The sequence below is a fragment of the Mycobacterium sp. E2462 genome (assembly GCF_001672685.1).
Classification (GTDB): domain Bacteria; phylum Actinomycetota; class Actinomycetes; order Mycobacteriales; family Mycobacteriaceae; genus Mycobacterium.
Map to the genome: position 1 here is coordinate 1 of NZ_LZKC01000026.1, position 22,376 is coordinate 22,376.

General features: G+C 64.3%; 18 protein-coding genes and 3 pseudogenes. 17 read left to right on the top strand and 4 right to left on the bottom strand.

Annotated features, from left to right (window positions below):
- Both A5714_RS24950 and A5714_RS01485 read left to right on the top strand, forming a co-directional pair.
- Window positions 1-143: pseudogene (locus A5714_RS24950) on the top strand (hypothetical protein); the annotation flags it as partial.
- Between the two features lie 204 nt (window positions 144-347).
- Window positions 348-1,556 carry a PPE family protein gene (locus tag A5714_RS01485; RefSeq protein WP_068281995.1) on the top strand — a complete coding sequence of 403 codons (1,209 nt, stop codon included), beginning with the start codon at window positions 348-350 and terminating at the stop codon, window positions 1,554-1,556.
- Window positions 1,557-1,630: 74 nt separating this feature from the next.
- On the opposite strand, the gene A5714_RS01490 is transcribed toward A5714_RS01485, so the two are convergent.
- Together A5714_RS01490 and A5714_RS01495 are read right to left on the bottom strand one after the other, a co-directional pair.
- Window positions 1,631-3,253, bottom strand: coding sequence for a GMC family oxidoreductase (locus A5714_RS01490; protein WP_068281998.1), 1,623 nt, complete (start codon window positions 3,251-3,253; stop codon window positions 1,631-1,633).
- A gap of 248 nt (window positions 3,254-3,501) precedes the next feature.
- The gene (locus A5714_RS01495) at window positions 3,502-4,710 is read right to left on the bottom strand and encodes an FAD-dependent oxidoreductase (RefSeq protein WP_369829411.1); all 1,209 of its coding nucleotides are present in this window, start codon (window positions 4,708-4,710) and stop codon (window positions 3,502-3,504) included.
- A 15-nt stretch (window positions 4,711-4,725) separates the two neighbouring features.
- On the opposite strand from A5714_RS01495, the gene A5714_RS01500 reads away from it, so the two are divergent.
- The 11 genes and pseudogenes from A5714_RS01500 to tsaA all read left to right on the top strand — a co-directional run bounded on the left by A5714_RS01500 (window position 4,726) and on the right by tsaA (window position 17,047).
- Window positions 4,726-5,394, top strand: a complete 669-nt coding sequence (locus A5714_RS01500) for a TetR/AcrR family transcriptional regulator (protein ID WP_068282002.1) — start codon at window positions 4,726-4,728, stop codon at window positions 5,392-5,394.
- A 782-nt stretch (window positions 5,395-6,176) separates the two neighbouring features.
- Window positions 6,177-7,043 carry an alpha/beta fold hydrolase gene (locus A5714_RS01505; RefSeq protein WP_068282005.1) on the top strand — a complete coding sequence of 289 codons (867 nt, stop codon included), beginning with the start codon at window positions 6,177-6,179 and terminating at the stop codon, window positions 7,041-7,043.
- Window positions 7,044-7,180: 137 nt separating this feature from the next.
- Window positions 7,181-8,410 carry a PPE domain-containing protein gene (locus A5714_RS01510; RefSeq protein ID WP_068282008.1) on the top strand — a complete coding sequence of 410 codons (1,230 nt, stop codon included), beginning with the start codon at window positions 7,181-7,183 and terminating at the stop codon, window positions 8,408-8,410.
- A 68-nt stretch (window positions 8,411-8,478) separates the two neighbouring features.
- On the top strand, window positions 8,479-9,114 hold the full coding sequence (locus A5714_RS01515; RefSeq protein WP_068282010.1) for a pyridoxamine 5'-phosphate oxidase family protein: 636 nt from the start codon (window positions 8,479-8,481) through the stop codon (window positions 9,112-9,114).
- Window positions 9,115-9,433: 319 nt separating this feature from the next.
- On the top strand, window positions 9,434-10,381 hold the full coding sequence (locus A5714_RS01520) for a hypothetical protein (RefSeq protein WP_156747123.1): 948 nt from the start codon (window positions 9,434-9,436) through the stop codon (window positions 10,379-10,381).
- An 18-nt stretch (window positions 10,382-10,399) separates the two neighbouring features.
- Window positions 10,400-10,991: pseudogene (locus A5714_RS26445) on the top strand (3-alpha domain-containing protein); the annotation flags it as partial.
- Between the two features lie 321 nt (window positions 10,992-11,312).
- The gene (locus A5714_RS01530) at window positions 11,313-11,921 is read left to right on the top strand and encodes a carbonic anhydrase (protein ID WP_068282015.1); all 609 of its coding nucleotides are present in this window, start codon (window positions 11,313-11,315) and stop codon (window positions 11,919-11,921) included.
- A 270-nt stretch (window positions 11,922-12,191) separates the two neighbouring features.
- Window positions 12,192-13,394 (top strand): cytochrome P450, encoded by a 1,203-nt coding sequence (locus tag A5714_RS01535; protein ID WP_082959511.1) that lies wholly within the window; start codon window positions 12,192-12,194, stop codon window positions 13,392-13,394.
- A gap of 973 nt (window positions 13,395-14,367) precedes the next feature.
- The gene (locus tag A5714_RS01540; protein WP_156747124.1) at window positions 14,368-15,522 is read left to right on the top strand and encodes a cytochrome P450; all 1,155 of its coding nucleotides are present in this window, start codon (window positions 14,368-14,370) and stop codon (window positions 15,520-15,522) included.
- 509 nt (window positions 15,523-16,031) lie between these two features.
- Complete coding sequence (locus A5714_RS01545) at window positions 16,032-16,415, top strand: tautomerase family protein (protein WP_197513496.1); 384 nt, start codon at window positions 16,032-16,034, stop codon at window positions 16,413-16,415.
- 167 nt (window positions 16,416-16,582) lie between these two features.
- Complete coding sequence (tsaA, locus tag A5714_RS01550; protein WP_197513498.1) at window positions 16,583-17,047, top strand: tRNA (N6-threonylcarbamoyladenosine(37)-N6)-methyltransferase TrmO; 465 nt, start codon at window positions 16,583-16,585, stop codon at window positions 17,045-17,047.
- Between the two features lie 1,104 nt (window positions 17,048-18,151).
- On the opposite strand, the gene A5714_RS01560 is transcribed toward tsaA, so the two are convergent.
- Window positions 18,152-18,589: a VOC family protein gene (locus A5714_RS01560; RefSeq protein WP_068282021.1), complete on the bottom strand. Its 438-nt coding sequence runs from the start codon at window positions 18,587-18,589 to the stop codon at window positions 18,152-18,154.
- Window positions 18,590-18,776: 187 nt separating this feature from the next.
- On the opposite strand from A5714_RS01560, the gene A5714_RS27405 reads away from it, so the two are divergent.
- From A5714_RS27405 to A5714_RS01580, 4 genes are all read left to right on the top strand, one after another.
- Window positions 18,777-19,316: a MarR family winged helix-turn-helix transcriptional regulator gene (locus A5714_RS27405; protein ID WP_082959515.1), complete on the top strand. Its 540-nt coding sequence runs from the start codon at window positions 18,777-18,779 to the stop codon at window positions 19,314-19,316.
- Entirely contained in the window at window positions 19,313-20,131 is an 819-nt protein-coding gene (locus A5714_RS01570; RefSeq protein WP_068282022.1) for an alpha/beta hydrolase, read from the top strand. Before A5714_RS27405 ends, A5714_RS01570 begins: the two co-directional genes overlap by 4 nt.
- A gap of 59 nt (window positions 20,132-20,190) precedes the next feature.
- Entirely contained in the window at window positions 20,191-20,904 is a 714-nt protein-coding gene (locus tag A5714_RS01575; protein ID WP_068282031.1) for a class I SAM-dependent methyltransferase, read from the top strand.
- A 264-nt stretch (window positions 20,905-21,168) separates the two neighbouring features.
- Window positions 21,169-21,981, top strand: a complete 813-nt coding sequence (locus A5714_RS01580) for a maleylpyruvate isomerase family mycothiol-dependent enzyme (RefSeq protein WP_156747125.1) — start codon at window positions 21,169-21,171, stop codon at window positions 21,979-21,981.
- Window positions 21,982-22,293: 312 nt separating this feature from the next.
- Here A5714_RS01580 and A5714_RS26860 read toward each other — a convergent pair.
- Window positions 22,294-22,376: pseudogene (locus tag A5714_RS26860) on the bottom strand (RNA polymerase subunit sigma); the annotation flags it as partial.

Below are 22,376 nucleotides of genomic sequence, written 5' to 3' on the forward strand. Positions count from 1 at the left end.
GTGTGGCGGCGGCGAACCCGGCCAACGCCTTGCTGCGGGGCATGCCGATGGGGGGCATGGGCCGCCGCGGCGCGACCCCCGGGTATGTCAACAAGTACGGCTTCCGCTACAGCGTCCTGACCCGCCCACCCTCGGCCGGATGACGGCGGCAATGGAATCCACGTTCGAACACACCGCCCGATCTCTAGGCGACGCGACTCGACGCCCACGATCTCGGGCTCTTCCGTCCGCGCGTCACTGCGACCGCGACGCCGCACCAGTGTTCATCAACTTTCGGGGCAGCAGCCCCGAGATGTCTGTGCTGATCGAAGCGGCCGTCGTGGCCGCGTGGAACTAAGGAGCCAAAGATGTTGGACTACGGGGCAATTCCGCCGGAGATCAATTCGGCACGGATCTACGCGGGCCCAGGCCCGACCACGTTGATGACGGCCGCATCGGCCTGGAGGGCGCTCTCCGCGGAGTTGACCAGCGCGGCAACCGGTTACGACAACGTCATTACTGCGCTTAGCGGCGAAGAATGGCTGGGCACCGCGTCACAAACCATGGCGCAGGCCGCCCAGCCCTACGTTACATGGTTGACCACGACCGCGGCGCACGCGGAAGAGGCTGCCACGCAGGCTCAAGCCGCCGCTGCAGCCTACGAAACGGCGTTGGCCGGGTCCGTGCCGCCGCCACAGATCGCGGCCAACCGCGCTTCCGTGACCCAGTTGAACGCCACCAACGTGTTGGGCCAGAACACGCCGATGATCGCGCAACTGGAGACGCAGTACGGTGAATTCTGGGCCCAGGACGCCGCGGTGATGTATTCCTACGCCGGTCAGTCGGCGAGCGCCTCCAAGTTGACGACGTTCAAACACGCGCCGCAGGTGGTCAATCCGTCGGGTCAGGCCAACCAGGCGGCCGCGACCAGCAACGCGACGGCCAACTCCACCGCCACCAAGACCACGAACGCCCTGCAGGCGTTGGCGCAGCCGGCATCGACCAGCACGACCAGCACGACGCAGGCAGCCCAGGCGGCTGCGCAGACGGACCCCTTGACCGAAATCTGGTTCCTGCTCACGGGACAAACCACCTTCCCGACCAACCTCGGTGCTCTGGTCAACGGTTACAGCCCATTCGCCAGCCTCTTCTATAACTCCGAGGGTCTGCCGTACTTCAGCGTCGGTATGGGCAACTTCGGTGTGCAGATGGCCAAGTCGCTGGGTGCGCTCGGCGGTGCGGCGCCCGCGGTCGCCAAGGCGCTGCCGGGGTTGGGTGGGCTGGGCGGCATGCTCGGGGGTGGCGCGCACCCGGTCGCGGCGATCGGAAGCGCGGCCTCCCTGGGAGGCAGGCTGTCAGTGCCCATCGCCTGGACTGGCGGTCCGAGCGCCGCCGCCACGCTGGCGCACGCCGTCCCGGTGAGCAGCATCAGTGCGGCCCCGGAAGCGGCTGGGGGAGCGGGGAATCTGCTCGGCGGCATGCCGTTGGCCGGCGTGGGCACCGGTGCCCAGGGCGGCGCCGGACCCAAATACGGTTTCCGCCCAACCGTGATGGCCCGCCCGCCCTTCGCCGGATAGTGCCGACGTGTCACACCGCTCCCGAGCAATCGGGAGCGGTGTGACACCCCAGAAGCTTTCTCCGACGCCTTGTTTCAGCCGAGACGGTGCGAGACCGGCTCACGCTCGGTGGCCGGTGTGGCGGCCGCTGCGGAGCGGCGCTGTCGACGTTGGTGTGCCTGGTCGGAGGCGGTCACCGGGGCGGAGGCGATCAAGTCGGCAGCCTTTTCGGCAATGGCGTACACCGTCGCCGCGGTGCCCGCCGTGGGCAGCGACGGCATCACCGAAGCGTCGGCCACGCGCAGACCGCTCGTGTGGTGCACGCGCAGTTCGGCGTCGACGACCGCCATCTCGTCGGTCCCCACCTTGCAGGTGCCGACATAATCGAATGCCGGACGAAGGTTTCGGCGCAGGAATGCGTCGACCTCAGACGAATCATTCGGCGCGACTTCATCATCGATATCGGCTTCGCTGCCGCGCCACGTGTCCAAGGCGGTCTGGGTGGCGATGCGCCGTGCCAGGCGGAGCCCATGGCGCATGAGGGCGACGTCGGCCCGCTCGTCGAGATACCTCGGGTCGACGATGACGCCCGGCCCACGATCGGCGCCGGTGAGGGTGACCGTGCCACGGCTTCGGGGCGCCGTCACCGAGAAATGAATGCTGAACCCGTCAGTCACCGCTGCGTCGTGATTCGGGTAGCACGCAGTAGTCAGGGTGAACTGCAGGTCCGGCCATGGGTCAGGCGAACTGAGCAGGTACACGAAGCCCATGGCCTCACCGATGGGGCTGCGGGGGTCGACGGGAATGGGGATTTTGGAGTGGTACGTCAAGACGCCGACGGGGTGGTCTTGCAGGTTCCGCCCGACTCCCGGGAGATCCAGCCGCGGCCGGATTCCCGCGCTTCGGAGGTGCGCGCTCGCGCCGATACCGGACAGCATGAGCAAGCGCGCAGACCCGATGGCGCCCGCAGCGAGCACGACTTCGCGAGTACAGTAGGCGGTGCCCACGCCGGCAGCGCCGACGAATTCGACGCCCTCGCAACGAGTTCGCGTGAACAGTAGACGGCCGGCCTCGGTGTCGGTGCGCACCTCGAGATTCGCGCGCCCGCGGGCAGGCCTCAGATAGGCGTCGGCGGCGCTTTGCCTGCGGCCACCGACGATGTTGGCGTCTGGCCACCCGAATCCCGCCTCTAAGCCGCTGCTGGGATCTGCCGCGTAGGCGTAGCCCGATTGCAGTGCGGCGGTGACAGCGCCGACGATCATCGGGTTGCGCATCGGCGGTTGACCCACGATCAGCGGCCCCTCGTGTCCCCGGATGTGGCGGACTCCGTCGCGGGCCATCTCCGAGCGGCGAAAATAGGGAAGGAGGTCCAGGTAGCTCCACCCTTTGGCGCCGTTCTCCGCCCAGTCGTCGTAGCGCATGTGGTGGCCACGCACGAAACTCATGGCGTTGATGCTTGATGAACCGCCGAGTCCGCGCCCGCGCGAGACCGCCAGGGCGTTGCCCGAGAAGCCGTTCGGCACAGGCGGATCGCACCAGTCGGCGATGCTTCCGACGAGGCTCGGCCACTGCCGGGGCTCGGCCATCGCCGGTAGCTGTTGCCCTGGGCCCGCCTCGAGCAGCAGGACTCGTCGTCGCGGGTCTTCGGACAGCCGCGACGCCAGCACGCTGCCGGCGGTGCCGCCTCCCACGACGATGTAGTCGTAGTGGTCGTTCACCGTTGTGCGTGTGCCGTCTGTCGCACGTCTTGGGCGCAGACTCGACGGGGTTGTGGCCGTTGGCGATCCGCTACCCGCACCGTTTCGACACGGTATTCCAGACGCGCGATCGCTCATGGCCGGCATCCCATGCCACCCATGATGCAGCTGCGGAACCGTTGTGGGCCAGTACTTGTCGCCTATCAAGCGTTAGGTGGCCGTTCAGTCCGCCGCGTCGTGTGTCGCCGTGGGTTGCGGGTTGCCCATACCTATCCGGTGGATTCGGTGCGCGTGGTGCCGAGTTCGTCCGAGAAGAAGTCGAGAAGCCCATATGGTGCTCGATCACCAAGGAAGAGCTCTAGACCTTGTCGCGCTTCGCTCGCCGATGCGGCGCCGCGCGGGAACATCGCACTTTCGTATTCGGCGAGCGCGCTTTCCGTATCGTCGGGATGCTTCGCGATCGCCTGCGCGAGTTGCGCGGCATCGAGCATGGCCAGATTCGCTCCTTCGCCGTTGGGCGCGGTCAGGTGCGCGGCGTCACCGATGAGGGTGACCCCTGGAACGCGTTCCCACCGATGGCCGTCCGGAAGTGCATACAACGGTCGGGGGACCGGCATCGCGTCACCGTCGGTGATCATCGCGCCGAGGTGTTCTGCCCAGCCGGCGAATTCAGCGGCTATACGTGCCGTCGCGGTGGCTACGTCCGTGAAGTCGATGCCGGCGATCCACTCGGCCGGCCGGTTGATCGCGATGTATGCGTGCAGTACGTCGTCAGGCTCGCGGTGGGCGAAGATTCCCTTGCCGGGTGCGAGCGCGAAGAAGGAACCCGCGCCGACAGCGGCGGCCGTCGCCGGATGCCGCCGCTCGGCGTCATGCAGGTATGTTTCTACAAACGTTGTGCCGACGTACTCGGGTGTCGCGTCGGACACCAGCGGCCGGATTTTCGACCAGGCGCCGTCGGCGCCGACGAGCACGTCGGCAGTTATCGCCGACCCGTCAACGAATGCAACTTCATGCCGACCGTGATCTAGCCGTCGCACCGTGGTGACCTTGCGCCCCCAGTGGACTGTTCCTGCGGGGAGCGAGTCGAGCATGATCTGCCGCAGGTCGCCGCGCAGTACCTCAGGACGTGTGCCCGTGCCGTCGTCGGGCTTGTCGAGCAGTACCGCGCCGTGTGGGTCGGCCAACCGGTAGGCCTGGGCGCCGTGGTGGATGATGGCGCGGAATTGCGGGGTCAATTTCGCCGCTGCGATCGCGGCCTGCCCGTCCTCCTCGTGAATATCCAGCAGTCCGCCCTGGTTTCGGCTTCCCGCCGACGGCTCAGCCTCGTAGACCGTTGCGGCGATACCGTGCACGTGCAGAACCCGCGCTAGCGTGAGCCCCGCGATTCCCGCGCCGACGATAATGACTGGCCTCCGCACTATCGGCACCTCCCGGTTGGAACGACGTTCCACATATTGGAACAGCGTTCCAAACATGTCAAGATGTAAGCCATGGCCACGACCAAGCAGCCCGTTGAGCGGCGCGCCGATGGACTGTCCAAAGAGCACATCGTCCGGACCGCAATCGACATCCTGGATGCCGATGGCGAAGGCGCGCTGACGTTTCGTGTCCTCGCGACGCGACTGGCGACCGGACCCGGCGCCATCTATCACTATGTTTCCAGCAAGAGTGACTTGATGGCCGCCGCCGCCGAAGAGGTCATCGGCAGGCTGCTGATCGTCGCCATAGACACGGAGCCGCGCGAGGCGATTCGCGCTCTCGCGCTCGGGGTCTTCGACGCGTTCACTGCTCATCCCTGGGTGGGTGCTCAGCTCGCCCGTGAGCCGTGGATTCCGGTGGTTCGGGTCTTCGAGGCCATCGGTGGCCAGATTCAGGCGCTCGGCATTCCCGAAGCCGCGCAGTTCAACTCGGCGTCGGCGGTGCTGAATTACATGCTCGGGGCTGCGGGGCAAAATGCCGCGAACGCCCGACTGGTTCCACCCGGAACGGAACGGTCGGTCTTCCTAGAGGCCGCCACCGACAAATGGCTGCAGCATCCGCCCGAGGAGTATCCCTTCGTGCACCAGGTCGCCGGACAGTTGCGGGACCATGACGACCGCGAACAATTCCTCGCCGGCATCAATTTGATCCTGGCGGGCGCGGAGGCGTTGCGTCGCTAAATGCGAGGCTCCCTGGTCTCATGCTTCTTGTCATTACGAGTCAGGCTCCGCGAGCCCGGCCCACGAGCGTAAGCCCGCTGCGATTCTTTGCCCAAAATTCCGCAGTGGCCTTACGGTCGCGATCTCAGTGGCAAGCTAAGTATTCGCTCACGGCTGAGCGAATTAACTCCCAACGGACACACAGTAATTCGTCACTGTGACGTTATAACGTCCGGCCCGGTCGTAACGGGGGTGGCCGACAGGAAGTTAATCCGCCGTGAGTTCAAGCACCGATGGATCGGGCGCCGGCACAAGCGCCATCCAGACGGTCGGATGATTCGATGTTCACTCGAGCGCCGACAATAGCTTCTCAAGGCGCGTGGCTGGTCGATGCCAGGGCGGCGATAACGCCCGTGTGCTGCGCAGACGTAAGAGTCGCAACCAGGGCGCAAGGCATTCCGCCGGTAACTCGGCATTCGGCTTGTGCCGATAAGCGACATTATGTCAACTTAGAACCGCCTGACGTCTCGCCGGTCACCCCTGTCGCGCACCCGAACTCGGGTCGGCGCGCCATCGGGAGACCCACAGCTTGGACAGTGAGGTCATGCGCGGCGCCTGCGCTTCCCGCGGTGTCTCGGTCGTCAGTCTTCCCGTGATGCCCGTAAACGGTAGTGCTGTCCGACGACGACTTTGGTGGCATTGATCCCCGCTTGCGATCACAGTGATGTGGCATTTGCCCTTTTTCGCGCAGGCGCTGCGACGCAGTCTGGAGGCAAGCACATTACGCCTACTGCGAGGGAAGCATGACCGAGTTCAGCACGCGCTATCACACTGTGTCGATCGACGGCCTCGACGTCTTCTACCGCGAGGCCGGTGATCGCTCGAACCCCACAGTGTATCTGCTGCACGGTTTTCCGTCCAGCTCTCATATGTTCCGTAATCTGATTAACTCGCTGGCCGACTCCTACCACCTGGTGGCGCCCGACCACATCGGCTTCGGGCGCTCCTCGATGCCCTCGGTCAACCAGTTCACTTACAGCTTCGACCGGCTTACCGAGATCACGGAGAAGCTCATCACCACGTTGGGGCTGGAACGCTTCGCCATCTACATTCACGACTACGGCGCACCGATCGGGTTGCGCATCGCCAGCGTACGACCGGAGCGCATCACCGCGATCATCACGCAGAGCGGAAACGCCTACATGGAGGGTTTCACGCCCTTTTGGGACAGACTGTTCGCGCACGCGAAAGACCGCGGCCCCAACGAAGACTCGGTCCGGGAATACTTCACCTTGCAGACGACGCACTGGCAGTACACCCACGGCGTGCCGGCCGATCGACTCGACCGCATCGCCCCGGAGACCTGGCTACTGGACCAGGCAGGCCTCGACCGCAGAGGCAACGACGCCATTCAACTGCAACTGTTCTGGGACTATCAACTCAATCTCGACGGCTACCCCAAGTTCCAGGAATACTTCCGCACCCACCAACCGCCGCTGCTGGTCACGTGGGGCAAGAATGACGAAATCTTCGGCGCCCCCGGCGCAGAAGCCTTCCGCCGCGACCTCCCCCACGGCGAATTCCATTTGCTCGACGCGGGACATTTCGCTCTCGAGACACACGGAGAAGAAATCAGCGGCTACATCCGCGACTTCCTGGGTCGACTGTAGCGGCCACCAGCATGGCGTCGCCACGCTCAACAATGCTGAGGTCAACGCTTTCCGCGGCTCCGGCGAGCGCAGGATAGCGCTCCTCCCCGACCGCCCAAGGGCGACTCGGGTCCCCAGGCGAGAGAGGAACGCCCGTAATGGATTTCGCGGCGCTGCCGCCGGAAGTCAACTCCGCCCGCATCTATGCCGGTCCCGGCGCGGCACCGATGTTGGCCGCCGCGGCAGCCTGGGAGGCGTTAGCCGTGGAGCTGTCCTGCACGGCCAACGAATACTCGTCCGTAGTCACCTGCCTTACCACCGGCCCGTGGCGGGGCCCGGCCGCAGAGTCGATGGCCACCGCCATTGGGGCCCATATCGCATGGCTGACCGACACTGGCGAGCTGGCCGAGCAGACCGCGGACCAGGCCACGGCAGCCGCGACCGCCTTCGAGGCGGCCTTTGCGCTGACGGTGCCCCCACCGATCATTGCGACCAACCGCAGCCTGCGCGCGTCGCTGGCTGCCACCAACGTGTTCGGTCAGAACACGCCGGCAATCATGACCACCGACGCGCAGTACGCCGAAATGTGGGCCCAAGACGCCGCCGCGATGTGCGAATATGCCGCGGCCTCGGCCCGGGCGGCGAGTTTGACACCGTTCGCGGCGCCGGCGGGCGGCGCGCTGCTGGATCAACCGGCGCCGACGGGGGCAGCTGTTGCCGCAGCCGCGACGGCCCCCGCTACGGGGATCTCGGCGTTTCTGCAACAACTCGGCCCCCTGACATCGCCCCTGAGTCTGTTGTCGCCCGCTAACACCGCCGAGGGGACGGTCAGCCTGGCGAACGCGTATGCCGCCTCGGAGTCCGCATCGCAGGCCAGAACCGCGATAATGGGCGTCGGGTACGAGATTTCGGGCACCGAGGACCAGATCCTCGGCCGCCTGGACCGACTGGGAGCGCCACGCCTGACGGGCGCCTCGACCTCTCAGCAGCCGATCACGGTGTCCGCGCGGACGGCCGCGGCAGCTGCGGTCGGCGGCTTGTCGGTGCCCCCGGCGTGGGCGCCTGCACCGGTGTTGCGCTCGAGCGTTGCGCCGCTGGCGACCACGGTGCGAGGCGCGGCCGGTGATACCTTCGCGGCCGGAAGGGAAAGCCTCCTCGAGCGAGTGGCCGTCAGGGCTCCTGCCATGGTTGGCTACAGAGTCGCCGGCACCAGATGCAGCGCAGCGTCGACGACACCGCCCCGCAGTGTGAAGCCGCCACATGGGCCAGCTCCCGGCTCTTTCGCGACCTTGGCCGCCAATCTTTATGAGCTGGCCCGGCTTCGAGAGCTCGGCATCCTGACCGACGATGAATTCACCGGGCAAAAGCGCCGGCTACTCGCCGAGTAACGGCCGTAAAACGGCTTGGAGCGGGCGGATGCCCAGATGGCAATGCGCCCGATGGCGAAAGGGACTTCATGAGCAAGCACTACGCGACCATCGCGTTCACCGAGGACGTTCGCGCCATCCAACGCGATCATGGCAGTCAAGCGTTCTATGACCGCAAACGCATCGCCGGAAAGGCATCGCCCGGCCGCGACCCGCTGACCGCGACCGAGCAGGACTACCTCGCCCAACGCGACAGCTTCTACCTGGCCACCATCAGCTCCACGGGCTGGCCCTATGTTCAATTCCGCGGCGGCCCAATGGGTTTTCTGCGTGTTCTGGACGAACACACCCTCGCGTGGGCCGACTTTCGCGGCAACCTGCAATACATCAGCACCGGCAACCTGGCCGCCCAGGATCGCGTCGCGATCATCGCCGTGGACTACGTGCACCGACGGCGCCTCAAGATCTTCGGCCACGCTCGCGTCGTCACCGCCCAGGACGATCCTCAGCTCGCCTCGTCCTTAATGGCTCCCGACTATGAGGCCGCCGTGGAGCGCGCCGTGGTCATCGACGTCGAGGCGTTCGACTGGAACTGCCCGCAACGTATCACGCCCCGTTACAGCGCCGCCGACCTCGAACCGGCCCTGGCGGCGCTCCGGGATCAGCTAGCAGCACTGCAGGCAGAAAACGCCAGTCTTCGCAGCACAACTGGAATCTCACAGTGACCGGCACGGCTTGTCGGAGATGGCACCCATGGCCCCGCTCAACGCCCGCGTCACTTCACCCCGGCCGTCGCGGCTCCCCCGATTTCAAGCCGTGCGCGTCGGTTTGACCGCCGCGGCGCTCGTAGGCGTCACGACCCTAGCTCTTCTCGTCCTCCAGCGACTCAGTCCGGGCCTACCGGCTGCCCCGACTCATGCCCGCACGTGGCATGGGCAATCCCTAAGCCGTCTCGCCTGGACGATAGGTGACACCACCGAGCCCGGTTTCGCCCATTCCGCAATCGCGGGATTGCTCATGGTGTGGGCGGGGCTGTTGGCACATATGAGCTTCCGTGCCGACAAACGCTGGACGGGCTTTCCGGTCAGTTCGGGAACCGGGTTGTATGTATGGGCGGTCGGCAGTGCCGGTCTAGGTCTGGCCCTCAGCAACCTCGCGTGGGACTGGACCATCCCCACCACGGGGGCCTGGCAGCCCACCTTCGTGCCGTTCGCGTCGCTGCCACCCGCCGTGGTTTTGCTCTATGGTGGGCGGGCGTCGGTGGCCCTCACCGGTGCGGTGCTCGGGGCCGGGCTCACCACACCGGCGGCGCTGGCCGCGGTGAATTTCGGCTGCCGTCCACTCGGGTTGCCCACCGTCGTCGGTGCTACCACCGGCATGTGGGTCAGCGCGCTGATCGGTTTCACATTGTGCCGGCACTTGCCGTGGATGCCCCCGCCTAGGGTTCCGGTGCCGCGGTGCCACAACGAATCCCGGCACTACCTGGCGGGGACGGCACGCCCGGGGCCCTGCTGGGTGGCGCGCCGCATGCTCGCCGACTTCACCGAGGCGCAATTTATCGGCAACGAATGGGCCGGCGCCGCATTGCTCGCGGGCACTCTCATAAATTATCTAGTTGATCCGGCCAGCGCGAGCGGGGCCGGAAACATGCTGCCGCGCATCCTGATTGCGCAAGTGCTCACCGCGGGGATGGCAATTGTGATGTGGCATCGCCAGTGGTCCAAGTACGGCTGGTATCCCACCTTCGTCCCGGTGGTCTCCGTGGCACCGGCCACCGTGCTCGCCTTTGGCGGCAGTGTCCAGGCAGTCGTCACCGGGGCTGCGTTGGGCGCACTGGCCGCGCCGCCGCTGGCCGCGGCCATAGCCCGCCGCCTGCCAACGCACTTGCACCCCTTCATCGGCAACGTCGTGTCCATGTCCGTGCTGACCGCCATCATCGTCGCCGCTCTGTCGATAGTGCCCGGATTCTGTCCCACGGCTGCGAGCTCGTAATTCATCAGAGAGGATCTCATGGCCAAGCTGGTATCAGTGAACGTCGGTACGCCGAAAGACGTTCGCTGGCAAAGGCGTCCGGTCTACATCGGAATATGGAAGGCGCGCCGATTGCGGGTCCGCGTATGGTTCGCCGGCTCAACCTCGACGGTGACGGTCAGGGCGACTTAAACGGCCACGGCGGGGAAAACCGGGCCGTGCTGGTCTACCAACTCGCCGTCACCCAACCCCGGGTCACCTGCTATCGGGTGGGCATGCGCCTCGGTGAGCCACGCATGGCCGCGCTGCTGGTCTCGCATCGGCGGCCGGGCTTCTATTGCCGCGTGGTCACCGAAGGCGAAGTCGAGGCCGGACAGGCCATCGACAAGATCACCGCCGGACCAGAAGGGGTCACCGTCGCTGAGATCGACGCGCTGCTCTACCTGCCGGGCCGTCCCCGCGACACACTCACCCGGGCACTGCGCATCCCGGCGCTGAGCCCAGGTTGGAAGCGCTCGCTGCAACAGCTACTCGAACACGGCGCTGACAATGCGGCGGCGACAGCGGCTTAACCGGCACCACCGCGACCCCGCCGGCCTGGCCGGGGTTTCGGCCACTGTGCGTGACCAGCACCCACGCTCATCCAATTCCTCACGCGCCGGCAATCATTGGGCGCGGCTTAACCCCACAACAAAAGCCGTTTGGATCACTAAGCCGGGCGCTCCGGGAAGACGGTCGACCTAGGCCCCCGGCCGCCGGTGCCTGGTCGGTACCGACGTCCGGCAAATCGCTCCCCAATGGACATTTGTTGCCGAGATTGATCACAGCGATCTGGTATTGCCGCTTGTCGCAGGCGCGCACCTAGGCAACCCTTAAGTGAACAGCCAGCACCAGACTGCCCTTCTTTCGCAACACCGGCCAGGGTGCCGCCGACCGACGAAACGAGCAAGACATGACACACCAGCCCGCCATTGAAGACCTGGATCGCTTTGTCTACTCGCAAACCCCCGGTTACGTCGAGCGTGACGTGCGGAAAGCCTTCCACAACGCCGTGCCCCTGAAAACCGTGGTCACCTACTGTTACGATCCGCGCGCTGCTGACATTCCGGTCCAACTCGCGAAACTGCTTGCCGACGAGGTCTATCCGGGTGAAGTGGTGCACGACGGACAGGGCAACAAAGTCGGTTCGACGTCCACAATCTTCCCCGTAGTCGTAGCGGGAGGCCGTGCAATCGACGCCTTGCGGTCTATCACGATTGCCCACCACCTGTTCGGCCTCGAAAAAGTCGTCGTCGTACACCACACAAACTGCGGCACAAGCAGTTTTACCAGTCAGGGTCTCCTCGAGGCCTACCAGTTGGAGCAAGGGATCGACATTGGTGACGTCTACGACAAAGAGAGCATCGCTATCGATCACTTGACGTCCACGCTTCGCCATGACGTCCAGATAGTAAGGGACTCACCGGCTGTACCAGCCTCCGTAGAAGTGATCGGCTACGTGTACGACATCGATGCCGATGCGTTCGTCGGTGATATCGCCATTACGCCTGCCGAGAAGTGAGGGCCACAGGCGGGTAGCGTTGGAAATGATGGAGACCGCTTATTCCATCCTGTAATTCGGTCGCTCCGTTGGCCCATGTGTACGGGCTCATGGCGACAGCAGGTTCCACACACCGTTGAACTCGTTGGCGTCAGGGTGCGTTGTGTAACTGTGCACAGCGAACGAGGTGCGGGCGGTAGATGGTTCCCAGCGATTCGGATCGACGGTTTCCGACGAGTTTGTGTCCCGCAAGAGGCGGCGCGGCACCGGCGAATCTCTGAGGACGTCTAGATGGGCGATGCGCTGCCTACCGTCGATCTGACCGGAAGCATGACGGCTGACATGCATGGCGTGCTGCGCGACGCCGCAAGAAGGGGTCCGTTGGCGCGAGACGAGATGACCGGGGCGGTAGTCGTGCTTCGCCAGCGCGATGTCGAAGCTTTGGCGCACGACCAGCGGCTGCACGGCATCGGCCTGACCCTATTTGACATCATGGGCATCACCGAGGGGCCGCTTCGGGATTGGTACAGCAAACTGATGTTCACCACGGAGGGTGACTATCACCACCGGATGCGGTCGCTGGTATCCCGCGCTTTCACGCCGCGGTCGGTGGCCGCCCTGCAAAGCGCCGCCTCCGAGATGGCCACGGCGGCGATCGCGTCGGTCGGCGAGCGCGGCGATCTCGTGGCGGCTTGCTCGATGCTGGCCGCGAGGTTGACCTGTCGTTTGCTCGGGGTGCCAGACGGTGACGTCGCTCGGTTCGCGCGATGGGCCGACGCGCTAAGCCCGGTCTTCTTTGTGATGACTCAGGACCAAATTGCCGATGCCACAACCGCGATCGGGGAACTTCGTGAATATGTCGACGAGTTGACTTGGCGACGAAGCCGCAGTCCGGGACGCGACCTCATCACCGATCTCCTGACGGCCGAGGCCGAGGGGACTCGCCTGACCCACGACGAGACGGTGGTCATGATCGCCAATCTTTTGGTGGCCGGCCACGATACAACCGGCAGCCAGATCCCGTGCAGCATCATGGTGGCGCTGCAACATCGCGACGTGTTGCAGGGAGTCAGCCACGATCGAGCAGAGTTGGTGCGGGTGGCGGCGGAGACAATGCGACTGGAGCCAAGCGTCCCGGTCATCCCGCGCACGGCAATAGCACCGATCGAGCTGCGCCACAGTACGATTCCCGCGGGTACGATGGTGTTGCTGTGCATCGCGGCTGCCTGCCGGGACGAGTCGGCGTGGCACAACCCGGACCGCTTTGACCCAGGCCGCTTCGCCGCGCAGGGCACGCCGAGATTGCTCAACTTCGGTGCCGGAACCCACTATTGCGTCGGCACCGCCCTGGCGAAACTCGCCGTGGAGGAGTCCTTGCGCGCCGTTTTGGCCCGGAAACCCGAACAGCGCCTCGCCGAGGAGACTGCGGACATCCCATGGCGGCGAGTCCTTGGCCGGTCTCCCACTCGGTTGATCGTACGAACCGTCAGCTAGAAGCTGGCGTTCAGGGACATCACGGATACCAGAAACGGCGTCGAATCGGTTCTTCCAGACTTAACTGGACGGACGGTCGAGCGGCGGTGTTATCGCAGGCGGTCGTCGTGCTGTACGCGAGGAAGCGACGAGGCGCGAAATTGTCGAGACGTGAACGTGGTCGCCTCGGCTCCACCCACTCGTCCGGGTTTTCCATGACATAGATTGTGCTTGCCGCCGCAACGGCTGCCGCGGTCAATTCGACGGCGCAGGCGCAACCGTCGACGCTCTTGGTGCGGACGACGATGCCGTCGCGACGGACCGCTGTTGTCGGTTCTTCGCTACGTCAAGGTAACGATGGGCCCAGTAGCGGCGGAGACCACGCTAGCGAGCACGCCCAGCGCCACCCACGACCCCAAACACGACGCTGCGGCGTTGCAGGCTGTGGGAGGCCTTTGGGGGTGCATTGCTAACCCGGGCGGGACACCTTCACCGACGTTCTATCGAGCCAGCCGCAACGCGATCGCAACCACAGTGATCGACTCAATGACTAACGAGTCCAGGCGGGGCGGTGATTTGTCCCGAATCTGTTTTCCCGGCGCCCCGGTGTTTGCGGCGGTGCGCATGGCCGCATCCGGCGTGTCGGCAACGGCGCTTAGCGATCAACCAGACGTTGGCGCAGGATCATGACCGACGTTCCCGAGGCGTCGGTATCATGGGCGCGTGAATCAAGGCGCTGTGCGGCGAATCTCCGCTGGCCCGGGAGGCGCTCCTGATGCCGTGCCGGCTGTCGACGTTGTGCGTTGTGCCCCAACGGCTGACCGACACCACAAAGCCGTATGTGCTCGAGCGGCGTTGAAGGCTGGTTTTTCGGTCGTGCTGTCCGGAAGTGTCTTTGCGGCGCCGGGTTGCCTTCAGGGAGGTAGGGACGTGCGCGGCAGCGGCTGCACCTGTTGGACGAGTTCGACCAGGTCCGCGAATACTCTGGCGATGTGTGAGTGTGCCGGCGCAGGTGCGGCCTGGGATACATCACCTCTCACCGATCGGTGGAAAGTTGCTGCCTGATTTCTTCACAGAGGATCGCAGCGAGCTGTGGGACGCGCTGCGCAAGCGCGGGCCGGTCGTGTTTATCGACGACAGCGTGTTTCTAAACGGCTACTGCCTCACACGGGCCGATGACGTGCTCGCAGCGCTGCGCAACCCGGAAGTATTTCCCCTGAACGCCGTTTTGGATCGGCCGGACCATGCGCGTTGGCGCGCGGTCTTGCAGCCCCTATTGCATTCCCGCGCGGTGAAACAGATGCAACCGGCGTTGCAAGATCAGGCCGCGTCGGTGGTTGAAACGGTGGCCTCGCGGGGTGGTTGTGAGGTCATCACCGACGTTGCGGAGCCATTCGCGGCTCAGGTTCTTCTCACAGTGTTGGGGCTGCCCCCGCAAGACGGGGATAGGTTGCTGCGCTGGGAGAAAGCGCTTTGGGCAATCCAGCGGGCGCCTCTGACCACGGTCACAGGTGTCCGTTTCCAGGACCTGGTGCAAAAAGTTGAGATGCTCGCCTATTTGACGGAAGCTTTCGCGCAGCGTCGTGCCAGCCCTGATATTGCGGGTGTTATGTCTGGGCTGGTTGCCGGTGACGATGGGTTCGACGAAGCTGACGCGTGCGCGGTAGTTGAGATGCTGATCGCTGCGGGCATTACGCCGTTCAGGAGCGCGGTGGGTTTCGTGTTTCTTGACCTTGCCCGCGACCCGCGGCTATGCGCTTCGCTCCGCGAAAATCCCGCAGGGATTGAACGATTCGTCGAAGACGTGCTGCGCCGCGAGCCGCCGGCCCCGGTGATTATCCGCAGGGCCGCTCAGAACGTCACCGTGGCGGGGGTCGAGATACCGGCAGGAGCCCGGGTCGTGCTGTGCGTAGGGGCGGCCATCCAAGAAGACATGGCGGACGGCCACGGGTCGCGGGCGGATTACTGGGCATTCGGCGGGGGCCCGCACCGCTGTGTGGCCGTCAGTCTGGCGAAAACAGCGTTGACTGTGTTGGTCAGCGAATGGTTACGCACTATCCCCGCGTTCGTCCTAGATGCTGAGTCCGTGCCGCCGATTATCCTCGAGGAGGCGGTCCGCCTGTCGAGTTTGCCGCTGCGCTGGCGTTAACGTCAGACCGCGGGCGGGTAAGTGCCGCAGTTGCCGCGCTGGTCGCCGCCTTGCACCGGGACGTCCTGCCCCTCGGCCGATCCGCGTGGTTTCACCGCGCCGCTCCCCTGCTGAGACGCGTCTCGCGGAATATGCACGAATCGCATATGGAGGTTCACAGGTGAACCGCTCCGTATTGTTGAATATCTTGTGCGTCAATGAATTTGATGAGCGTGCGTCACACATACTCTGAGCGATGCTGTGGCACAGTGGGACTCGGCACGGTCAAACGCGCAGAGGGTTGGGGACCTCAATCGTTGCTCTGCGGGTACTGCTGGTGGCGAACTGCCAGATCCGCCGCTGGGCGTGCGACGGCGAGGTAGATCGGCAGGAAGCACCAAAGCGACTACGCGGGGACGCCAGCAAAGCCTTGCCACTAGGCCCCGGGTGCAGGGCGGCACAACATCCGCTGCGACGGCCTAGGCTGAGCATGATCAGAAGACCCTTGTCTTGGCGAGAGGAACACCCGCGTGCCGCTCACTCGCATCCACGTTCCGAATTCGATGCCGCTAGAACAACGCGCCGTCATTGGCGACGTCGTTTACCAGAGCATGCGAGACGTGATCAATGTGCCGGACGGCGACAAGTTTCAGGTCATTATCGCCCACGATGCCGACTCGTTGCGCATGGATCCGACATACCTGGGCATCAACAGATCGTCGGCGGCGTTCATCATCGACATCACACTCAACGCCGGCCGCACCGTGGAAGCCAAGAAGCGGTTCTACGCCGACCTCGTTGGACAGCTTGTCGACCGGGCGAAAGTCCGGTCCGAGGATGTGCTCATCGTGCTGACTGAGGTGGCCAAGGAGAATTGGTCTTTCGGCAACGGTGTTGCGCAATATTCCCAGTAGCGACGGCAGCAGCACGACAAAAGACAATCGGTGAGCCACGGTTACCGCTAAGCCGCCCACCTCGCTCAGTCCTGCACCTGCGAGGAACTGGAGATATGGCTTCCGGCCGACCTACCACGACGACAGGTCGTCGTGTGCCATCGCGATGTCGTGGGACCATTGCGACCGTGGAAATCTTCCAGCTGCAGCCGATCGCGGTGGTGTCCTGTTCTCGCGTGGAACCTTTCGACGACGGATGGGACGACGAAGTCGCCAGCATCATTCTCTCGGAACGGTTTGACGAAGCCGCTGTCCGGGGGCTGGAGGCGTTTTCCCATATCGACGTAATTTATCTATTCGATCGGGTGGACTCCGACCGGATCGAAGTCGGTGCTCGTCGGCCCCGCGGAAATCCGGACTGGCCCGAAGTCGGTATCTTCGCGCAGCGCGCCAAGGACCGGCCCAACCGGATCGGGCTGACGACCTGCCGGTTGATCGGTATCTCCCGGCGAGTGCTCACCGTTTCGGGTCTGGATGCGATCGACGGCACACCAGTGCTGGACATCAAGCCGTACATGACTGAATTCGGGCCTCGCGGCGAAGTGGGCCAACCGCAGTGGGCGCAAGAACTCATGAACCACTATTGGGATTAGCGGCTCCGTCAGCCAGGACCTCCGCAGATAAGGCGGTGTCTCCTTTAGCGCAAGAGGTTGCGAATCAATACCTTTCACCTCTTAGTTGTTACCGCTAACAATAGGCCGACGCTTTCAGCGTGACCAAGGCCGGCACTTCGAATGTCGTTCTAACGCAGAGGATTTGATGACTTTATCCGCGAGCGCCATGCTGCGATATGTCTTAACCCATACACAGTTACCCTAAGTAATAATGGGCGGATGAAGGGTTACAGGCGTTTCGTAGCGGCCACCGTGGCGTTGGTCGCAAGTGTTGGGCTATTTGATTTGGCCGCCGCTGGATCCGCACAGGCGGACCCTCCCCCACATTGGTGTCCCGGAGACTTCTGGGATCCGGGGTGGGGCCCGATGCCGATTAATTGCCGGAACGGTTCGAACTGGTGGTTTGATGACCCCGTCTACATTCCTTACCACCCGCCTGGACATGACCACCCGAACCACCCCGGTGGCCCCGGTGATCATCCCGGTGGCCCCGGTGATCATCCCGGTGGACCAGGTGACCATCCCGGCGGCCCCGGTGGCAACCCCGGTGGACCCGGTGGGCCCGGTGACCATCCCGGTGGACCCGGTGGACCCGATGGACCACCGGGGGGCGCACAGGGCAGTCCGGGTGGTGCACCTGACGGTGGCGCACCCGGCGGAGTCGGAAGAAACGGTGGCGGCGGCGGACACCCCGGCGGTGGCGGCCTCGGCGGTGGCGGCGGACACTTCGGCGGCGGTGGCGGCTTCGGCGGGGGCGGCGGGCACTCCGGCGGTGGCGGTTTCGGCGGTGGCGGCGGAGGCGGACACCGCTGAGTCAGCTAATAGCCAGCCGAGGTCGCGTTTCGCCTCCGCGACAGTCACTTTGCCGGTTAACGGACGGCTTCACCCCGCGCTGGCTCTCAGGATTACGAGCGGCATTCACTCCCGAGCCCACTACTACCAGATCGCGTCAGGCCCGGTGCCGATGACCGAGAGGGTTTGGCGGTGTCATCGGCTAGGGACAGCCGGTAGGGATGTGCGAGGAGTAGTTGGGGTGGCGCCTCGGGTCTGGGGTGTGCAGCGACGGCGTGCCCGGCCACCGACTCAGGACCTCTTGAGCTCTTCGGCGAGCATGACGACGATGTCGCTGGGGCCGCGGACGTACGTGAGCTTGTAGGCATCCTCGTACAGGGCGACGCCGCGAAGGACGTCGCCGCCGTGCTTGCGGACGGTCTCGACGGCGGCGTCGATGTCGTCAACAGCGAAAGCAACGCGGTGCATGCCAAGGGTATTTGGCTGGACAGGGTCAATTTTGATCGCGCCTGGGTGTAGGTACTGGAAGAGCTCGATGCGGCCGTTGCCGTCGGGGGTCTGGAGCATGGCAATGTCGGCTGTGTTGCCGTCGAGACCAACAGCGGTATCGGCCCACCCGCCACTAATTCGCTCGCGACCCAGCAGGCTCAGCCCCAGGTCGGTAAAAAAGGCGATCGCGGCCTCGAGGTCGCGGACAACGATCCCGACGTTGTCGAGTCGAATTGGCATGGCTTTCACAGTAGCGACCGCACCGGAGTGTCACTGCCGACAGTGGACTCGACCCGCTGCACGCGATTCGCCGGCGCTCGTGGCTGCGTCAATGGTGAACCTCACAACGCCGACTCGCTCCGAACCACATAGCGCCTGCATCGCCTTGCCGGTAGCCGCCTATATAGCTTAGTATCTAAGCGACTAGATGAGTGGCATCGGGAAGGATGAGCAGGTGCCGTCTGCGGGCAAAACAAGTCGAGTCCGTCTCATTAATTCGGTTGTTGGGTCGCTTGCGCGTCGATACAGCACTGCGGCAGTGCTTTTCCATCACGCGATCGCTGAACACCTTGGTCTCGGGCCAACAGATACGAAGTGCCTTGACCTGCTGCGTGAGCGACCCGCAATGACCGGCAGCGAACTCGCCGCGGTGACCGGGTTGACGACGGGGGCGGTAACCGGCGTAGTCGCGCGCCTTGAGACCGCCGGCTACCTTCATCGGGAACCTCATCCGCACGATCGGCGTAAACAGATCTTGCGCCCAGTTCAGGCGCGCGTCGACGAGGTACACGAAGTGTTCGAGCCGCTTCGTGGCGATCTCAAAGCACTGTTGTCGGAGTTCGATGCGCACCAACTCGCGGCGATCGCGCGATTCCTCACCGAAGGAACGCAAATTACGTTCAAGCACACGGCGGTCCTGCGTGCCCAGCCATTTGTCACCGAGGGCCGCTCGGGCGCACCGGTATGAGCATCTTGGATGTCGCAGGAGCGCAGCTATATTACGAAACGCGCGGCGCCGGTCCGGTGATGATATTGATTCCGGGGGCCAATGGCGATGCCACCGTCTTCGAATCCTTTGCAACGAGATTGTCGGCGCACTATCTGGTGGTGAGCTATGACCGTCGCGGCTTTACTCGCAGCCGGCTCGACGGTCCGCAGGATTACTCGCAGCGATTGCATACTGACGCCGCCGACGCGCGATGCCTCATCGAGCACGTCGGTGGAGGTGAGCCGGCCACCGTCTTCGGCACCAGTTCTGGCGGTGTGGTTGCGCTGCGCCTGGCGATGGACCATCCCGAAGTGATCGATACCGTCGTGCCATTTGAGCCGTGCGCCATGCGTCTTCAGCCCGACGGTCAGCGGTGGATTGATTTCTTCAGCGATGTCTACGATGTCTATCGGCGCCGTGGGATCGATTACGCGATGACCAAGTTCCGCGAAAACGCTTTTCCGCCAGTCGATCATGCGGTCATGCGACGGTCAAGGAGCTCAAGAGCCCCCCACATCAGGGCCAATGCGATCTACTGGCTCGAACACGAGCTCCGGCAGTACACAACGGTGCACTTTTCCGTCGCTGCGCTGAGGCCACTGGCTCAGCGGATGATTCCCGCGGCGGGCCGAGAATGCCGCGGCTACCCGAATCACGCGGTCAGTCAACAGCTTGGCCGCCTGCTTGAGCGCGAAGTGGTCGAACTGCCCGGCGGTCACGTCGGTTACGCCACCCACGGTGCCGCGTTCACCGATGCCTTACTAGCCCGGCTGCATCAAGAAAGTCGAGCTTGACTCAAGCTGGATTGGGGCCACGCACATCGACGGCCGAGTGCGGGAGAAAGGGAGTGAGGATGAAAGGACCGTTTACCCGCAAGTATGGGATCGAGGCGCCCCACTATCCCGCAGGATACGGTGCGGCCAGCGTGGTAATGCTGATGTTCGCGCGCAGGTTCGATCGTTGGTGGCTTGTTCCCGCGGCGGCGCTCCTTAGTCAAGCAGGGCTGTACCTACACACCACATTGCGTGGGAAACACATCGTATGGCGGCGCGAATTGGACCGACTCGGATTGGCTGGTGATGAGCACCTCCTCGACGTCGGCTGCGGCAGCGGGGCCGTACTTATCGCCGCCGCCCATCGGCTCCCGCGCGGCAAAGCCGAAGGCATTGATCTCTGGCGCAGCATCGATCAATCCGGCAACGATCCCAGGCGTACATGGGCGAACGCTCGTGCTGACGGGGTGGCCGACCGCATACAGCTTCACACCGCCGACATGACCGAATTGCCCTTCCCTGACGCGTCATTCGACGTCGTCACCTCTGCCCTGGCAGTGCACAACGTGCCCGACCCTGCTCGCCGAAGTGAAGCGCTAGCCGAGATGGTTCGAGTCCTCAAGCCCGGTGGTCAACTCGTGTTAGTCGACATCATGCATACCGACGACTATGCCAAGGTGCTCCGAAACATGCTGACCAATCTGGAGTCTCGCTGCCTCGGCGTCAACTACTGGTACGGCGGTCCGTGGGTGGCGGCACGCATACTGACGGGCGAACGCATATCGTCGGTGTGAAATTCCCCGCCATTTCGGTTACCGCGCACAGCGTTCGGAACTTCGGCACCTGCTTGTGCGCTGTTTCGCAGTATTCAGTCCTTCCAACTCCCTCGGCCGTCGCCCTAGGTAGCCGTTTGGTGCTGCTGCACGCGAGGTTGGCACGGAAACCGCGGCGACCTCACATTTTCATCAAGAGGAACGTCTTCGCGGTGATGGTCCACGTCGTGGCCACCGCCGCCGGGTCGCATCGGCGGCGCCGTGTTCAAGTTAGGGAGAATCCTGATGGCACCATCTCAGGCCTCACCATCGCTGGAAAGCCAAGCACTGTCAGCCATCCTTGCTGAAGTGGCACCGAATACACCGACCGCTTGCGCGGGCTGGACTGCCCACAGCATCTCTGCCCACCTGGCAGCCGGCACGAAAGAGATCGTTGACCTTATCGAGTTGAAAGTGAACCATGACCAGCAGCGGCCGACCCGAGAATTCGGCGAGCGCGAAGCAGCGTTTCTCGCTTTGAGTGCCGCCGACCTCGCAGACGAATTCCTCACGCAGGGTGAGCGGCTGCTGACAGCCGCGTCCGCACTTGCCGACTCCGGCGACCCCATCTTTTTGTTCACTGGCCGGACCTTCACTGTCGCGCAACTGGCCGTCCACATGCGCAGCGAGTCCGCTATTCACCGGTGGGACATCGTCGGCGACGACGACCTGTCCGATCAGCTTCTCACTCAACCAGAGCTGACTCGACACGCGGTGGATCTGCTTAACACAATGCCGACGCTCTACGAAGCTCCCGACTGGCGAGCGGAGCACGCCGGGGTCGAGGGCGAACTGCGGATTGTGCTGCGCAGTCCCGGATGTGCTGACCTCGTCTACGAACGCAGCGGCGGCGGCGCACGCTTCGAATTCGTCGAGCAACCCGCGACGGGCGACGCCGTCGTCATCACCGCCACGGCAAACCGTCTGCTCACCATCTGGGGCCGTCGCTCAGCGCAACGCACGCTAACCGTGGATACCGACACGGTCAGCGCAGCCCTTGTGAAATCGGTGCTCTGGGGCACCAACGCCCCCTGGGATCCACGGGCCTTGACACGCTGAGCCAGATCAAGGGCCAACCCGTGTTGGGTTGGCCCTTTGTCACGATGGAGACCCGGTGGCCGGCGAAAAAGCTTAAGGCGCAGGGAAGCCCACCGCGAGAGGACCCGAGCCGGAGAAATCCTCCAACACTTCGAGCGGCAGCAGATCAAGGGCGACGCTGATCCCCTGGTTGGTGCGCCGTGCCGCCCCGTAGAGTGCATCGCGATGTCCTCGATTCCGACGGGCGGCGGCACTTATGCTGCTCGACGCGAGAACGACCTCACGAAAATCGCTCACTACACGTCTACACCCCGTGACAGTCAAACAGCCCTTCGAGACCATCGTCTCCGACCACGCATCATCGGCGTCCACGGGTCCCAGGACGGCGCGGCACACCCGCAGCACCGTCCGGCCGT

Coding starts and splice junctions, on each gene's coding strand:
- A5714_RS01485 (WP_068281995.1), top strand. CDS start 348: ATGTTGGACTACGGGGCAATTCCGCCGGAGATCAATTCGGCACGGATC.
- A5714_RS01495 (WP_369829411.1), bottom strand. CDS start 4,710: ATGTTTGGAACGCTGTTCCAATATGTGGAACGTCGTTCCAACCGGGAG.
- A5714_RS01500 (WP_068282002.1), top strand. CDS start 4,726: ATGGCCACGACCAAGCAGCCCGTTGAGCGGCGCGCCGATGGACTGTCC.
- A5714_RS01505 (WP_068282005.1), top strand. CDS start 6,177: ATGACCGAGTTCAGCACGCGCTATCACACTGTGTCGATCGACGGCCTC.
- A5714_RS01510 (WP_068282008.1), top strand. CDS start 7,181: ATGGATTTCGCGGCGCTGCCGCCGGAAGTCAACTCCGCCCGCATCTAT.
- A5714_RS01515 (WP_068282010.1), top strand. CDS start 8,479: ATGAGCAAGCACTACGCGACCATCGCGTTCACCGAGGACGTTCGCGCC.
- A5714_RS01520 (WP_156747123.1), top strand. CDS start 9,434: ATGAGCTTCCGTGCCGACAAACGCTGGACGGGCTTTCCGGTCAGTTCG.
- A5714_RS01530 (WP_068282015.1), top strand. CDS start 11,313: ATGACACACCAGCCCGCCATTGAAGACCTGGATCGCTTTGTCTACTCG.
- A5714_RS01535 (WP_082959511.1), top strand. CDS start 12,192: ATGGGCGATGCGCTGCCTACCGTCGATCTGACCGGAAGCATGACGGCT.
- A5714_RS01560 (WP_068282021.1), bottom strand. CDS start 18,589: ATGCCAATTCGACTCGACAACGTCGGGATCGTTGTCCGCGACCTCGAG.
- A5714_RS27405 (WP_082959515.1), top strand. CDS start 18,777: ATGAGTGGCATCGGGAAGGATGAGCAGGTGCCGTCTGCGGGCAAAACA.
- A5714_RS01570 (WP_068282022.1), top strand. CDS start 19,313: ATGAGCATCTTGGATGTCGCAGGAGCGCAGCTATATTACGAAACGCGC.
- A5714_RS01575 (WP_068282031.1), top strand. CDS start 20,191: ATGAAAGGACCGTTTACCCGCAAGTATGGGATCGAGGCGCCCCACTAT.
- A5714_RS01580 (WP_156747125.1), top strand. CDS start 21,169: ATGGCACCATCTCAGGCCTCACCATCGCTGGAAAGCCAAGCACTGTCA.